Below are 15,880 nucleotides of genomic sequence, written 5' to 3' on the forward strand. Positions count from 1 at the left end.
TTGTTCCACTTTAGATATTTGTTTAAGATGAGATGTAACTCATTGAAATGTGTCATCATATTCGTCGTCAGAAAACAAGTATTATGCCATTATTTCAATGAGTTATCTTTTTTTGTCGTGTACAAAGGGCATTTTTATATTTTGTACATTTGGGACAGATGTGAATAAACATCTAAGTAATATCAAAATGGATGACATGATAAAAAACAAAAAAGGACGCTAGGCGTCCTTTTTTGCAGATATTAAAACTTAGAGCTTAAATTTAAGTGCTATTGGTCTTAAATACTTTCTTTATAGATACGATCTGCTTCTTCAAATTTTTCAGTGACTTCGGCAGATGGTGCTTTGCCCATTAAGCTCACAATGATGATTGCAAGTAGTGAGCAGATGAAGCCCGGAATAATTTCATAAACGCCTGTGTCGCCCCAGAGGTTTTTCCATAGAATAACCATAACAGCACCAACCACCATACCTGCTAAAGCACCATTGAGTGTCATGCGTTTCCAGAACAATGACATGATAATCAGTGGGCCAAATGCAGCACCAAAGCCTGCCCATGCATATGCGACGAGACCAAGGACTTTAGAGTCAGGATTACCCGCCATATAGATCGCAAGCAACGCAATCATTAACACCATAATACGGCCGACCCAAACCAATTCTTTTTGTGAAGCATTTTTGCGTAAGAATGATTTATAAAAGTCTTCAGTTAATGTACTTGAGCAGACTAAAAGCTGACAGCTTAAGGTACTCATGATCGCAGCTAAAATCGCAGCCAATACGATACCTGCAACCCATGGGTTAAATAGAATTTTAGTCAATTCCATAAAGACCGTTTCAGGGTTTGCTGTAACGATACCTGCTAGTTCTGGATGCTGTTGGAAATAAGCAATACCGAAGAAGCCTGCTGCAACTGCGCCACCGAGGCAGAGTGTCATCCATGTCATACCAATACGGCGTGCATTGGGAATCGATTTAACAGAATCAGCTGCCATGAAGCGCACTAAAATATGCGGTTGACCAAAATAGCCTAAGCCCCATGCCAATAAAGACATGATTGCGACAAAACTTAAGTCAGCAAATACATTCATCGCTTGAGGGCGTGCCGCTTCTAGTGCCAGAGTGAACTGGCTTAAATCAGAGAATGACAACATGACCACGATAGGGGTAAGTAGCAAGGCAAAAATCATAAAGCCCGCTTGAATGGTATCGGTCCAACTGACAGCAAGGAAGCCACCAATAAACACATAGCTCACCGTTGCAATGGCACTGATCCAAAGCGCAGTGCTATACGACATACCAAACATACTTTCAAATAATCGAGCGCCTGCAACCATGCCTGAAGCACAGTAAATTGCGAAGAAAATCAAAATAATCACAGCAGACACGATACGTAAGATTTTCTTTTGATCGTTAAAACGATTTGAGAAATAGTCAGGTAGGGTCAAGGCATTATTTTGAACTTCGGTATGTACACGGAGACGACCTGCCACAAGTAGCCAGTTGAGCCAAGCACCGATGATCAGACCAATTGCAATCCACATTTCAGATAAACCTGAAAGGTAAATCGCCCCCGGAAGACCCATGAGCAACCAACCACTCATATCCGATGCACCTGCAGAAAGGGCAGTGACAAAGCTCCCTAATCGGCGGCCACCTAAAATGTAGTCAGAAAAGTTACTGGTCGCACGGTATGCAAGTAAACCGATCACGACCATGGCGACAATATAAAAGAGAAAGGTAATTAGGGTGGGATTCAGGGAGCTCATACGGTATCCGCTTTGGCGTTGGACAATTGCGTTTAATTAGGGGACTCAATGGGATTTGCCTAAGCCAAGTAGGTGAAATCGAACGATAAGTCCTAAAACGTCAAAAAAATAACGTGAAATTTAAACATAAATTCACAAACTTTGCCTTCTTTTTTGTTTTGGGCATAAAAATGGGCCGTATGTCACGACCCATTTTTATTAATGTGAAGATTTAGTTATTACGTCCCATCACACCACGAATGGTGTTGAGTACATCCGCAGGTAATACCACAGTTTTGGCATTATTAGATTTAGCCATATCTTGCATGGCTTTAACGTATTGTTCACCCAGTAAGTACGCAACTGGAATTTCTTTATCGCCGACGGCTGAACTCACCATTTCAATTGCACGCTGTGAAGATTCTGCCAGTACCACTTGAGCTTCTGCATCCCGACGAGAAGCTTCTAAACGACCATCCGCTTCCAAAATAGCCGCTTGTTTTTCACCGTCTGCCTTGGTCACTGTCGCACGACGTTGACGTTCAGCGGCAGCTTGCTCTTCCATTGCCGCTTGCATGGTATGAGAAGGTTTAATATCTTGAATTTCTACAGTTTTAAGCGTAATACCCCAGTCAGAGATATCGTCAGAAATAGCAGCTTTAAGTTTAGCCTTAATATGATCACGCGATGACAGTGCATCATCGAGGTCCATTTCACCGACAATTGAACGTAAAGAGGTTTGAACTAAGTTTTGAATCGCCCATGTGTAGTTTTCAATACCGTAAACTGCTTTTTCAGGTGTGGTTAAATTGATATAAGCCACAGCATTCATCAGCAGTACCGCGTTGTCACGTGTGATCACTTCCTGAGAGGGGATATCTAACACGATATCTTTGGTTGTGACTTTATACGCCACTTCATCGACATACGGAATCACAAAGTTCAGTCCCGGATTGAGCGTGGTATGGTATTTACCTAAACGCTGAACAATCCATTTATAACCTTGGGGAACAATACGAACACCTTTAAAAATGGTGACGGCTACAAAAACTAAGAGCGCTAAAAAAACAATAGAAACACCAGACATGTCATTTCTCACTTATTTATGGATTGTCAGCGGGGTGGTTGCTGCTGTGCAGTTGGACGACTAAATCATTGCCTAAAATATCGGTCACGCGAATGCGATCACCGACTTGAAGTGCATCTTGGGTACGGCAATGCCATTCGTCTGAACCTAAAACAGGCATCGGGAAGCGAACTTTAACGCTGCCATGATTGAGCTGGGTTTGAATCACCATACCCACTTGGCCAATCGTCGCTTCACGGGACAGACCAGCTTTGGTTTTATCAATGGATAAAGGCTTAATAAATTTGAACCACAAAAATGTGCAGAGCACGGCAAAAATAATCCAAACCACAATTTGCACATTAAAGTCCATGGATGGAAAGATCCAATATAAGATCCCAACCAAAATTGCGGAAACGCCAAACCAGAGCGCAGCAAAAGACGGCAAAATCAGTTCAAAAAGCATCAAAGCGACGCCCAATACAAACCAGTGCCAAGGTTCTAAAATAAATTCCATACATCTACTCTTATATAAGGGTGAATTGATATAGATGAACCAGTATCTATATCAATGTAGCAGATGTATAACTCAATGAATATAAAAAAAATCGTTGAATTATATTTTCGCTTTTGGTGCTGGTTTAAAGGCCGCAGGAGACTGTTTAAAGTTATCGATCGCCTTAATAATGCTATTCACTTTGAGCTGTGCGGCTTTTTCACCTTCTAAAATCGTTGCATTGCTCGACTTTAAATCGAGTGTACCAATATGTCCTACTTTAGGTTGAATCACGAAATTGGCATTTTTCAGTTCTTCATTAATACTTTGTTGTCCCATGATGTTAATGGTTTGATCGAGTAAACCAAACATGCTTACGGCTTTGCTACCGTCAGGACGCGCAGAGATATCAACTGCAATCACAATATCTGCTCCCATATCACGTGCGGTTTTCACCGGAATCGGGCTGACTAAGCCACCATCGATATATTTCACCCCTGCAATGGTCGCAGGTACAAATACATTCGGAATACTGCACGATGCACGTACCGCTTGGCCTGCATTACCACGATTAAATTCAGTTTTACTGCCATTATCCAAACGGGTGGCTACAGCAGCAAAGCGTTTTGGAAATTGTTCAATCGATTTATTGCCGACGTTTTTATTAACAAAGTCTTGCAGTTTTTGCCCTTGAATAATGCCTTGGCTATTTAAGGTTAAGTCACGAATATCGGACTCTTTAAAGTTCAGGGCCAATTGCTGCATTTGATAAGGTGTTTTACCGCTGGCGTACAAGCTACCGACAAAACTACCCGCACTGGTCCCAGTCACAATTTTAGGTTTAATACCGTGCGATTCGAGCACTTTAAGCACACCAATATGAGCAAAACCTTTGGCACCGCCGCCACCGAGCGCAATCGCGATCACCGGTTCACGTGCTTTGGCAGGTGTAGGTGTCGTGGTTGCAGGCGTTTTGGTTGCGGAATCACAGCCAGCGAGTGCTAATACGAAGAGGCTAGGAATCAGGTAATGCAAAAGTTTCATGGGTGAAATCTGATGGTTAAATATACAAAGTGCACATCACATCAAAAAAATAGCCATTTGACTAGGGCTTTTTCCAGTGCTTTTGTAACGGCAAGGCCAACCATTCGGGATTTTTCGGGGAAAATTTCCCGTCATATATCTTCAAAATTTTTTCGAGATCAGTTTCAAAATCTCCACTCGGTTCAAAAACACCCAAGCAATGAATGGTTTTCTTTGCATAATCAAAGCTAAACATCACGATAGGAATCTGTGTTTCATAGGCAATATAGTAAAAACCACTCCTGATTTTATCGGCTTTTTTTCGTGTTCCCTCAGGTGCCATTCCAATCCAAATTTGATCTGTCGCTTGGACAATCTCAGCAATTTCACGTGTCAGTCCATGTGGATTTTCACGCTGTACTGGGATCACGCCGACCCAATCCAAAAGTGGTTTTAAGGGAGTATCAAAAAGGGTGTTTTTACCAAAAATGGTTATTTTTATCCCGATCCCAAGCAAGGCGAGAAAACCATGCCATGCATCTATATTAGAAGTATGCGGAGAAATGATCGCTACAGCTTTGGCAAGGTTGGGAAATTCGCCGTCAAATTTCCATCCTTGTGCCAAAAAAAGTTTTTTAAAAATTGCGCGGCTCAGGGTGGAACCACGTGATGGGACTTGATCGGGCAAAACCGGAAATAATTGAGTCTTTTGATTCATTGCATATTCTTATATAGGTGAAATCCATTTTCGATGCGATGCACATTTAAAAGTATGGCATCAGCATTGACCTTATCTTAGGTCGATGATTTTTTTAGATCATTGGCAAAATAGCCGTATTTTGACTACTCTAAATGTAACTTCAGCGCATTCAACATTTAGGAACTTATGATCCAGCTTCGTCAGCTCTATCTTTTACTGTTTTCCTTATATTGGGCGCAAGGGTTACCTGTCGGTTTTATGACGCATGCTTTACCAGTGATTTTAAGAGCGCAAGGTGTATCTTTGGCACATATTGGTGGCTTTGGATTACTCATGCTGCCATGGTCGATCAAAGTTTTTTGGGCACCGTGGATTGATCGACATGGTTCAAGGTCCAAAGGGCACTATCGGAGTTGGATTATTCCAATGCAGTTGTTGTCCGTGGTGGTCTTGGTCTTCCTGTCTTTTTTGCCGATCCAAAGCTTGAATGAACCAATGTATTTGCTGCTGTTTTTTGTGGCTTTACTCAGTATGAATTTGGTCGGTGCAACTCAAGATGTTGCAACGGATGGATTGGCTGTCAATATTTTAAAAACTGACCAACAGCACTGGGGCAATACCTTTCAGGTGATTGGTTCAAGACTCGGCTTTATTGTCGGTGGTGGCGCTGTACTTTGGGCCTTGGATTGGTTGGATTGGCAAGCCACCTTTCTGTTTTTAGCGGCATTGGTGTTCATCAATACGATTCCTATTTTTCTGTATCGAGAACCTTCAAAGCCACCAATCAACATAAAATCTAGTCCAGAGAATGATAACAACCATAAACATACTTCAGGCTTGTTCTACGCCATTCGCCAGTATCTGACTTATTTTACTCAAACTAAAACTCTCACACTGTGGCTGATGATCTTATTGAGTTTTAAGCTTGCAGATGGTCTAGCAGGTCCTTTACTTAAGCCACTGATGGTCGATTTAGGATTGAGTTTTAGTCAAATTGGTCTGTATGTCACCATGCTAGGTGCAGTGGCTGCTTTAATTGGGGCGGGGCTTGCTGGTCTTAGCTTGAAGTATATTTCTCGGGCGCAAGCCTTGGTTTTCTATTCGGTATTGAAAATATTCAGTTTATTGGCCTATGCATGGCTGGCTTTGCAGTTCGAGGCAAAACGGCCCGTCCATGAATGGCTGATCTATGGGATCAATGCTGCCGAAGACATGATTTCAGCCATGCTGCTCGTGATCATGCTGACTTTGGTGATGCAATATAGTCGTAAAGCATTTGCAGCAACGGACTTTACATTTCAGGTTGCCATTATGGCTACGGTGAGTGGGGGGCTGTATAGCATCAGTGGCATAGTGGCCGATCAGTTGGGTTATAGCACTTATTTATTTTGGATCACAGGTTTGGCTGCATTGAGCTTAGTCCCGATTCTATTTTGGGGAAAAGCATCAAAAAATGACCAAAATCACTTCTAAATCATGATTTTGGTTGTTTTTTATCAGCTAAAGCACTAAAAGAGCAATGCAAATATTATTTTAATAATTTTGTAATATGTTTCGCGTGTGTAATATCTGTTACAAAATAATTTAAGGAAAATTTTTGATGAAAACTAAGTTAGCAGCGGCTATCGCATTGAGCCTTTTGGCTGGGTCAACCTTTGCAGCACCAACATTCTACGGTGAAATTGATGCGTCTGTTGATTATTTACCTGAAGATAATAAAACGGGTGTTTCAGACAAAGATGTTGTTGAAATCAGTTCAAACAGTTCTTTCTTGGGTTTAAAGGGCGATGAAAAACTGACTGACCGTTTAAGCGCAGTTTATGCAATTGAATGGGCATTTAACTCAGACGGCGAAGGCGATGACTGGTCTAAGCGTAACCGCTTCGTTGGTTTGAAAGATGCGAAACTTGGTACATTGAAAGTCGGTGCACATGATACACCATTAAAACAATTGTCTAGTCCGGTTGATACATTCAACAACTACGTGGGTAACCGTGCTGATGTTACAGGCATCATGACGGGTGAAAACCGTGTAGATAACGTTGTTGTCTATGAATCACCAGCTTTTAAAATTGCTGAAGGTGCAATTAAAGTTAATGCATTGCTTGCAACAGGTGAGTCTTCAGGAATCAAGAGTGATAAAGGTGTAGTAAAAACTGCAGGTCGTGGTCTTGGCGATGCTTGGTCGGCGTCTGTTGTCTATGACAGCCCTGTTGTTGTTGCAGGTTTAGCCTATGACAAAGCCATTCCATCGAACTTTGGTGGTGTAGGGATCTTAAATGCAAGCGCGCCTGAGGTGCATCCTGCATTAGATAAAGATGGAAAAGTAACTTCAGTATTTGCTGCAGCAAATACCGTTCGTGCGATTGGTCGTGTAAATCTTGAGGGTGGTTTGGCACTCAAAGCACTGTATCAAACATCAGAGGTTGAGGCTGCTAAAGGTAATGATGTTGCAGCAGCAAATATTGATGATGCTCAAGGTTGGTTAGTCGGCGCAGAATACAATCTACCTTCTGCAAAAGCTTGGACAGTAAAAGCACAATATAGTCAAAATACCACGACTTATAAAGCAGGTGAGGATTACGAAGCTCAGCAATTCATTGCAGGTGCGGATTATGCATTTAGCAAACAAGTGAAAGCTTATGGTTATGCAGGTTACTTAGCACTTGAAAAAGGTTCGAATGAAAGTGAACAACCTGTTCTAGGTACAGGTCTAGAATTTAAATTCTAAAACTTTGATTTAAGTTGTTCAAAAGGCGATGTTTTACATCGCCTTTTTTGATTTTTCTTGCTTGGTTTTGATCAGTTTTAAGTGATTTTTAAGTTTGAATTTTTAGATTAGGGCATCAAAGATCAATAATTGATGCCAATATGCTTCAGGTCATAGCTAAAATACAGCAAAAAATTCCAAGACTTAGTTTAAGTCAATTTAACCTCGTGCTTGCCTTATGGCTTGGGGTGGTTTTGAACCTCGCGTTTTATCAGCAAATCCAGCAGCTCACACCTTATACGGGGCTGAAGGCCGGACTATTTTTAGCGGCAACCGTACTGGTGGTAGTGGCACTTTATAATGTGCTGATGCAACTCCTGCAATGGCGATGGAATTCAAAACTTTTGGCGAGTGTTTTGCTGATCATTGGTGGCTTGAGTGCCTATTTCGTCAATAGTTTAGGCGTGACCATTACATCTGACCAAGTGCAGAACATGATGCAAACAGATGTAAAGGAAGTGCAGGATTTAATCTCGCCACAATTTTTTATCTGGGTCTTTGGACTGGTTATTTTGCCAGTGCTATTGATCTGGCTTTTGCCACTGCATAAAGAAGCCCTAAGCACGGTCGTAGCCAAAAAGGGTCTACATATAGTGCTATCGCTCATCCTTTTGGGTGCTTTGCTGTTTGTTTATTTTGTCGATTATGCTGCGATCTTTCGTGAGCATCGTGACTTAAAAGGCATGCTCTCACCACAAAACAGTATCGCTTCGACATTTTCCTATTATCACAAAAAAGCACCGAAACAGAATTTGCCATTGCTGAACTATGGTGAAGATGCACATATGGTTGAAAACGTAAGCGCCAAAAGCTTACCAAAATTGATGGTCTTAGTGGTTGGTGAAACTGCGCGCGCGGAAAGTTTTTCACTCAATGGCTATGCTAAAAATACCAATCCTGAACTCAGTCAGCAAAATATTATCAATTTTAGCCAAGTCAGCTCATGTGGCACCGCAACCGCTGTGTCTGTTCCTTGTATGTTCTCAGGTATGCCGAGAACCGAATATGATGAACAGCTTGCAAGTCATCGCGAAGGTTTACTCGATATTGCACAGCGTGCAGGCTATAAGGTGACGTGGCTAGATAATAATTCAGGCTGTAAGGGCACATGCACACGTGTTGAAAAATATGAATTTCCTGAAGCGCTGAAGAAAAAGTGGTGTGATGCCGATGGCGAATGTCATGATGAAATCTTAGTGGATGGTTTGAAGGCATATTTGGCTTCGATCCCCAAAGCAGATCCAACTCCCCGTTTGATTGTATTACACCAAATGGGCAGTCATGGCCCTGCTTATTTCAAACGAAGTACCGCAGCGTTTCAAAAATTTAAGCCAACCTGTAATAGCAATGCCATACAGGGATGTAGCTCTATAGAATTAATAAATAGTTATGACAACAGTATTATCTATACCGACCATGTGCTGAGTGAATTGATTAACACCTTAAAAGTGACTGACAATTATCAAACAGGACTGTGGTATTTGTCTGATCATGGTGAGTCGACCGGTGAGCATGGCTTATATTTACATGGTTCTCCATACGCAATTGCACCGTCACAGCAAACCCATGTACCGATGTTGATGTGGTTTTCACCGGCGTGGCAAAAAAATAATTCAGCGCAATATACTTGTTTAATGGCACAAAAAAGCCAAAAATTAAGTCAGGATAATCTATTTCCATCGCTATTGAGTTTGCTCGATGTGCAGACTCAGGTGATTGATGAAAAAAACAATATGTTGCAACAATGTACTTCAGTACAGCGCAGGACTTAAGCCATGCACAAAATACTTATTATTGAAGATGATTTCATGATTGCCGAATCGACTAAAACTTTGTTGAACTATCAACAGTTTGAAGTCGAGTGGGTGAATAATGGTATCGATGGCTTAAAGCTCATAATGCAAGGGGGAATTGATATCGTCTTGCTAGATCTGGGTTTGCCGATGATGGATGGTATGCAAGTCCTGAAACAAATTCGTCAAATGCAGCCCAAATTGCCGGTATTAATCATCTCGGCACGTGATCAATTACAAAATCGTGTAGATGGTTTAAACCATGGGGCAGATGACTATCTTATTAAGCCTTATGAGTTTGATGAATTACTTGCACGGATTCATGCGCTTCTTCGACGCACAGGGCTGAGTTCAGTCGAAGCACCACAGAAAATTTTAAAACATGGTGAATTGATTTTAGATATTGAGCAGCATCTTGCACGCTATAAGGGGCAATATGTCGATTTATCTAACCGTGAATGGGCCATATTGATTCCATTAGTGACGCATCCGAATAAGATTTTTTCAAAAGCCAATTTAGAAGATAAGCTTTATGATTTTGATAGTGATATCAGCAGTAATACCATTGAAGTGTATGTGCATCATCTCAGAACAAAATTAGACAAAGATTTTATTCGCACCATTCGTGGTTTAGGTTATCGACTCGGTTAAGGCAAAGGAATTATCGACCATGCAGCAGCCTTATTCTCTGAAAAAGAGACTAATTATTTATGTGTCTGTTTTCAGTATGCTTTTGGGCTGTCTTTTGGTGTTTTCAGCTTATCGAATTGCACTTGAAGAAATTAATGAAATTTTAGATGCGCAAATGCAAAATTTGGCGGAACGTGTTGCAGAGCATGATCCGCAGCCTATTCGCAGCGAATTTGATCAACATAAGCATTATCATGAAGAAGATTTATTTGTTGATGTGTGGACCTATCAGTCCAATGCACATCAAACTCATCAATTAAAATTATTGGTCGCGCCTCAGCCCAAAGCCGGTTTTTATACCCACAGTACCCAACAGGATGAGTGGCATACCTATATTTTGCCACTCGCAGATCGGCAAATTCAGGTCAGTCAGCAAGAGTCGGTTCGGCAGCATCTTGCAGCAGAATTGGCCAGCAGCATGTTTATTCCCTATTTGGTTTTTATACCTTTTGCATTATTCGCTTTGGGATGGTTGATTCAACGCAGTTTAAACCCACTGGAAAAATTTAAAAAAGAACTGGCAAAACGGGATGCCTTTGAACTTTCTCCAATCTCTCAAATGCCGTATCCAGAGGAAATTGCACCGACTATCATTGAAATGAACCAGTTGTTTGAACGAATTTCGTTGTCGCAGCAGGAACAACGCCAGTTTATTGCCGACGCAGCGCATGAGTTACGGACCCCAATTACCGCACTGAATTTGCAAATGCAGATTTTGCTACAAAAATTTCCACAAGATGACGCTCTACAAAATTTGAGTAAAGGTTTAATTCGTATTCAGCATTTGGTCAGTCAATTGTTGAGTTTGGCAAAACAAGACGCCTCGGTCTTTGAACTTGAGCGCAAACAACATTTTGATCTGAAGCAAGTCGCAACCAATTGCGTGGAGCAACTGGTGCATTTGGCGATGCAAAAAGATATTGACCTTGGCATGGAGCGACAACAGCGCATTGCCTTATATAGTCTTGAGCCAACCGTACATTCAATCATTTTTAATTTGATTGATAACGCCATCAAATATACCCCTGCACAGGGCATGATTAATGTCTCCGTCTTTGAACATGCGGGGCAGGCGGTTGTACAGGTTGAAGATAGCGGGCCTGGTATCGACCCTGCTTTATATGAGCAAATTCGTAAACGCTTTTATCGAATTTATAATCATGAAGAAACTGGAAGTGGTTTAGGGCTAGCGATCGTGGATAAAGCCGCAAAACATATCGGTGCGGAATTGGAGTTTTCTCAAAGTGAAACACTAGGTGGTCTGAAAGTGAGTTTACAGATCCCATTCAGTGAATCATGAGTGACTCAATCATTTTCGGATCAAGCTCAATTTAGATACTTAAAGATTAGATCCATGTAAATGCTTTGCTGTTTTGCTGCGTAGTTGATGTAGTGAGATGGCGAGAAAACAACACATACATGACACAATTAAATGCCCAAATGATCCATGCGGTCCAAAGGTTATGACTCAGAAAATGCGCACCCCGCATCATTTGCGCCCAGCCAAAAGCAAAGCCTAAAATCAGCCCTGCAGATAAAAAGAAGTACGCACGGGCAGGTCGATGTATTCGATAAACAAAATATCCTGTAATTAAGGCAAAACCAGTTGCAGCATGGCCACCGGGAAAACAGTGTCCTTGGCGTGCTGAAAAATCCCAAGAAAAGCCATGGGCTGTAGCGACGGTCATATTCCAAGGGCAGGCATGCGCAGATTGTGATTTGAGCAACCCAATGATTGCCGTGCTGAGTAGAGCCACTACGATAAAATAACCGAATTCAAACTTACGTGCTTTCAGATGCGGATATTTAAAACTGCATATCCATGCTGTGATATAGAGAACATACACGCCTATGACGATATTCTTGATATAGCGATGGTTCAGCACCGCAAGTGCCCAATCATTACGATGAGGAAAACCACCATGTAGGTCGACCGAAGGCTGAATAAAAGTTTGGTCGAGCGAACCACCAACGGGGAAAAAATAAAGTAGGCCAATCATACTGAGCGTGAGCAACAGGGCTTGTCGTAATAAAAAGGAACGGTTCGAGAGCATAAGTCGTGTGATGTGCTGAAATTATTTTGTTTGAATGCAGCTATTTGAAACCACGAAACTTAAATCAGACTTAACTGGGTATTTGAACTGTATCGATATCGATAGTGAAGAAGGTGCATAAAGCAGAACAGGCTTTGTGTTAAAGTTTTTGAAAACTCAGTAATAAAGATTTATGAGCATACGTGCAGTCCTTTTTGATTTAGATAATACTTTGACTCACCGAGATCACAGCGTTCAGGCGTATACGCAGTACTTAGCCGAGTCTTATCAGTCGACGCTGGCGGAGGTAGACCTTGTACAGATTAAACGTATTATTAACCGTATAGATAATGGGGGATATCCGAAAAAAGAACTCCTTACTCATCCCAGTATTGGGGCATCTGTCGCTTATGCTCTACAAACGGAGCTGGATTGGATACATCAACCCGATTTTGATGAGCTCACAAAATTTTGGTTTCAGTACTTCGGTCAGTTTGCCGTGGCGATGCCAGGAGCATTGAGCTTGCTGCAGCAACTAAAACAACAGCAGTATAAATTGGCGGTGGTGTCGAATGGTGGACATGCCACACGCCTGAACATTTTAAATGGACTGGGTTTTGCATCGTATTTTGATCAGATCATCAGTTCGGAAAGTGCCGGGATCAGTAAGCCCAAAGTTGAAATATTTCAGCATAGTTGTCGTGAGTTGGGCGTGACGGAAACCGAGTGTTTATTTATTGGTGATCATCCTGTCAATGATATTTATGGTGCGAGCCAAGCAGGGATGTCTGCCGTTTTGCTTGAAGGCTTTCATGCTTTAAGTGCAGAACAACAGCACAGCATTCCCAATAAAATTCAGCATTTGGATCAGGTCTTAGATTTTCTAAAATAAGGTGATTTAAACTCAAGCTTTAAGCGAAGTTCAGGGTAAAAAAAGCGGCATAAATGCCGCTTTAGATTGTGCTGTTTAGAACATGTTTTCTTCAGAGTTTGCCGAAATACGGTGAATACTTAAGTCTGCTCCACGGAATTCTTCTTCTTGATCTAAGCGAATGCCCATTGTGACTTTGAGTAGACCATAAACGATGAAACCACCTGCCAATGCAATCACGATCGCCAGCAGCGTACCGATACATTGGGAGATCATTGAAATATCGCCTAAACCGCCCAACCATTTTTGTCCAAATACACCCACTGCAATACCACCGAAAGCACCACAGACACCATGTAGTGGCCAAACGCCGAGTACATCATCAACTTTGAGTTTGTTCTGCGTGTAAGTGAATAATTTTACAAAAATAACTCCAGCAATTGCTCCAATGATTAATGCGCCTACAGGGTGAACCACGTCAGAACCTGCACAAATAGCGACTAAACCTGCTAATGGGCCGTTGTGAAGGAAGCCCGGGTCATTTTTACCCATGAAGTTTGCCGCCAATGTGCCACCGACCATCGCCATGAGAGAGTTAATCGCGACTAATCCTGAAATCGCATCAAGGCGTTGAGCACTCATTACGTTGAAGCCAAACCAACCGACAATGAGAATCCAAGAACCGAGTGCCAAAAAAGGAATACTTGAAGGTGGATGCGCACTGATACGGCCATCTTTTTTGTAACGACCATGACGCGCACCGAGTAAAAGTACTGCAGCTAAAGCGATCCAACCGCCCATGGCATGTACCACGACCGAACCTGCAAAGTCATGAAAGGCTGCGCCAAATGTGCGTTCTAACCATGCTTGTAGCCCAAAATTACCATTCCATGCCATGCCTTCAAAGAATGGATAGACCAAAGCGACCAATAATAATGTGGCAATCGCTTGAGTCCGCATTTTTGCACGTTCAGCAATACCACCTGAAATAATCGCTGGAATGGCTGCGGCAAAAGTCAGCAGGAAGAAACAACGCATTAAGTTGTAGCCATGATCGGCTGCTAAAGTGTCCCCAATATGGAAAAAGTGCTGACCATAAGAGATGTAATAACCCACAAAAAAGTATGCAATTGCGGAAATAGAAAAGTCAGTCAAAATTTTACTCAGCGCATTGACCTGATTTTTATGTCGTACTGTACCTAATTCTAAAAATGCAAAGCCAGCATGCATGGCAAGAACCAAGACTGCACCAAGAAGGAGAAAGAGGAGATCTATATTTTGCATAAGGTGTTCCAGTTTAGTGCGCTAGTTCACGAAAAGAAGTTCAGTATATCGAGCGGAATAATTTCGAAAAGAGGAGTGAGAGAGGGAAATTTTGATTAAAAAAACTAAAAAATGTAGAAGACTCGATATAAAGCAAAGACTTGCATGAGTGTAATAATAATGCACCAAAGTGGTGCAATTGTGTTTTGCAATGAGAAAATTAAATGAATGATTATTAAGTGAAAAACTATGTTTTTTGAATCTGTTTAAAAAATGAAAAACAAATAGCGCCATTTCTGAGTTAATTCAGGGCAGCCCATTATTTTGTATTTTTATCTGAATGATAGATGTTAGTGCGAGAATGAAACTGAAAATTGACGAATGATACATTTTTGGTAGTCTGTCTGAGCATCTTGGGGTCATTAAAACTTGAAATCTGTATGTCTTGCCTGAACTGAATTAATGCACAGATATTAACCAATGAAATCTCTGCTGCTGCACTTTTAGATGGCGAAAAACATTCAAGGGGTGAATCTGTGGTGATGGTCGTTGGATCTAACTGTATTTGATGACGTGTTTAATTGAAGCGGCACAGGAGTTTTAAGTTTAAGCGTTGAATGCTTAAGCTAAACGCTGTGTATTAATCGCTTCAGCCCAGTCACAACATCCGCAGCGCGGGCAGGTATCCTGAGCACCGTGAATGTACATGGTTTTGCCACAGTGCGTACAGGCATACAGCTGATGCATTTTGATATCTCGAACCGCTTTGTAGGGTTTCGGAAATAGTGGCAGTCCATAACGTACCTGCTCAGGTGGATAAAACAAAATACTAAATTTGCCATCACTTTCTAATAGACCGACGCGGACTTGCCCTAAATGTTCAACATTTTGCTGGCGCATTTCAGATAAAAATTCATCATGCGACATTTTTCCTTGTTTGATTTTCTCTAAGACCAATTCACCATCTTCAACAATGTATAAGGCCTTACCCTCAATTAAATCTTCAAAGGGTTGGTATTTCATCATTAGCCAAGTGATTACTCGGTATAAACCAATCACCACCGTCATCACAATGAGCGCTTGTAAGAGGGGGAGTTCCTCATCAAACATCGGATCGCCAGCAATTGAGCCTAAAGCGAGTAAGATCGCGACCTCAAAAATAGACAACTGACGAACGCCACGTTTCCCTGTAAGGCGTAAGAATACGATGATTAAAACGAACATAGTGACGCTACGCAAAATCACTTCGGCAGCAAAAGTCCATCTAGTGTCATGGATGAATATTTGATTTAAATCCATGTCTCATCCTTTTTAATCGTTATGTGTTTTAACTTAGCAAAGCGCTGGGCGGTAAAGCAGCTCAATTGTGTTAATTTTTAAGTATTATTTGAAAATGGATTTCATGCTAACGGTATTGTATGCATGAG

General features: G+C 41.6%; 14 protein-coding genes. 6 read left to right on the forward strand and 8 right to left on the reverse strand.

Annotated elements, in window-relative coordinates; genetic code table 11:
• Positions 1 to 278 precede the first annotated feature (278 nt).
• The 5 genes from putP to FTT98_RS11155 all read right to left on the reverse strand — a co-directional run bounded on the left by putP (position 279) and on the right by FTT98_RS11155 (position 5,051).
• The gene (gene putP, locus FTT98_RS11135; protein WP_180042244.1) at positions 279 to 1,769 is read right to left on the reverse strand and encodes a sodium/proline symporter PutP; all 1,491 of its coding nucleotides are present in this window, start codon (positions 1,767 to 1,769) and stop codon (positions 279 to 281) included.
• 211 nt (positions 1,770 to 1,980) lie between these two features.
• The gene (locus FTT98_RS11140; protein ID WP_078189969.1) at positions 1,981 to 2,835 is read right to left on the reverse strand and encodes an SPFH domain-containing protein; all 855 of its coding nucleotides are present in this window, start codon (positions 2,833 to 2,835) and stop codon (positions 1,981 to 1,983) included.
• Between the two features lie 16 nt (positions 2,836 to 2,851).
• The gene (locus FTT98_RS11145; RefSeq protein ID WP_180042242.1) at positions 2,852 to 3,331 is read right to left on the reverse strand and encodes an NfeD family protein; all 480 of its coding nucleotides are present in this window, start codon (positions 3,329 to 3,331) and stop codon (positions 2,852 to 2,854) included.
• Between the two features lie 99 nt (positions 3,332 to 3,430).
• A complete protein-coding gene (locus FTT98_RS11150) occupies positions 3,431 to 4,354 on the reverse strand; it encodes a patatin-like phospholipase family protein (protein ID WP_180042240.1) in 924 nt (307 codons plus the stop codon).
• Between the two features lie 61 nt (positions 4,355 to 4,415).
• Positions 4,416 to 5,051, reverse strand: a complete 636-nt coding sequence (locus FTT98_RS11155; protein ID WP_180042238.1) for a 1-acyl-sn-glycerol-3-phosphate acyltransferase — start codon at positions 5,049 to 5,051, stop codon at positions 4,416 to 4,418.
• A 168-nt stretch (positions 5,052 to 5,219) separates the two neighbouring features.
• Between FTT98_RS11155 and FTT98_RS11160 the strand changes: the two genes are divergently transcribed.
• The 5 genes from FTT98_RS11160 (at position 5,220) to FTT98_RS11180 (ending at position 11,586) form a co-directional block, all read left to right on the forward strand.
• On the forward strand, positions 5,220 to 6,506 hold the full coding sequence (locus FTT98_RS11160) for an MFS transporter (protein WP_180042236.1): 1,287 nt from the start codon (positions 5,220 to 5,222) through the stop codon (positions 6,504 to 6,506).
• A gap of 127 nt (positions 6,507 to 6,633) precedes the next feature.
• Positions 6,634 to 7,764 (forward strand): porin, encoded by a 1,131-nt coding sequence (locus FTT98_RS11165; RefSeq protein WP_180042234.1) that lies wholly within the window; start codon positions 6,634 to 6,636, stop codon positions 7,762 to 7,764.
• 140 nt (positions 7,765 to 7,904) lie between these two features.
• Positions 7,905 to 9,575 carry a phosphoethanolamine transferase gene (locus FTT98_RS11170; RefSeq protein WP_180041208.1) on the forward strand — a complete coding sequence of 557 codons (1,671 nt, stop codon included), beginning with the start codon at positions 7,905 to 7,907 and terminating at the stop codon, positions 9,573 to 9,575.
• A 3-nt stretch (positions 9,576 to 9,578) separates the two neighbouring features.
• Positions 9,579 to 10,247 (forward strand): response regulator transcription factor, encoded by a 669-nt coding sequence (locus tag FTT98_RS11175; protein WP_078189962.1) that lies wholly within the window; start codon positions 9,579 to 9,581, stop codon positions 10,245 to 10,247.
• A gap of 19 nt (positions 10,248 to 10,266) precedes the next feature.
• Positions 10,267 to 11,586 carry an ATP-binding protein gene (locus FTT98_RS11180; protein WP_180041206.1) on the forward strand — a complete coding sequence of 440 codons (1,320 nt, stop codon included), beginning with the start codon at positions 10,267 to 10,269 and terminating at the stop codon, positions 11,584 to 11,586.
• Between the two features lie 46 nt (positions 11,587 to 11,632).
• On the opposite strand, the gene FTT98_RS11185 is transcribed toward FTT98_RS11180, so the two are convergent.
• Positions 11,633 to 12,340 carry a phosphatase PAP2 family protein gene (locus FTT98_RS11185; protein WP_180041204.1) on the reverse strand — a complete coding sequence of 236 codons (708 nt, stop codon included), beginning with the start codon at positions 12,338 to 12,340 and terminating at the stop codon, positions 11,633 to 11,635.
• A gap of 172 nt (positions 12,341 to 12,512) precedes the next feature.
• Here FTT98_RS11185 and FTT98_RS11190 point away from each other — a divergent pair, with 172 nt between their 5' ends.
• Positions 12,513 to 13,211 carry an HAD family hydrolase gene (locus tag FTT98_RS11190; protein ID WP_180041202.1) on the forward strand — a complete coding sequence of 233 codons (699 nt, stop codon included), beginning with the start codon at positions 12,513 to 12,515 and terminating at the stop codon, positions 13,209 to 13,211.
• Between the two features lie 75 nt (positions 13,212 to 13,286).
• Here the strand turns inward: FTT98_RS11190 and FTT98_RS11195 are convergent, their stop codons facing one another.
• Both FTT98_RS11195 and FTT98_RS11200 read right to left on the reverse strand, forming a co-directional pair.
• Positions 13,287 to 14,474: an ammonium transporter gene (locus tag FTT98_RS11195; RefSeq protein ID WP_180041200.1), complete on the reverse strand. Its 1,188-nt coding sequence runs from the start codon at positions 14,472 to 14,474 to the stop codon at positions 13,287 to 13,289.
• Between the two features lie 600 nt (positions 14,475 to 15,074).
• Positions 15,075 to 15,752 (reverse strand): DUF421 domain-containing protein, encoded by a 678-nt coding sequence (locus FTT98_RS11200; RefSeq protein WP_180041198.1) that lies wholly within the window; start codon positions 15,750 to 15,752, stop codon positions 15,075 to 15,077.
• Positions 15,753 to 15,880 lie beyond the last annotated feature (128 nt).

This window comes from Acinetobacter sp. YH12039 (genome assembly GCF_013420015.1).
Taxonomy (GTDB): Bacteria; Pseudomonadota; Gammaproteobacteria; order Pseudomonadales; family Moraxellaceae; genus Acinetobacter; species Acinetobacter amyesii.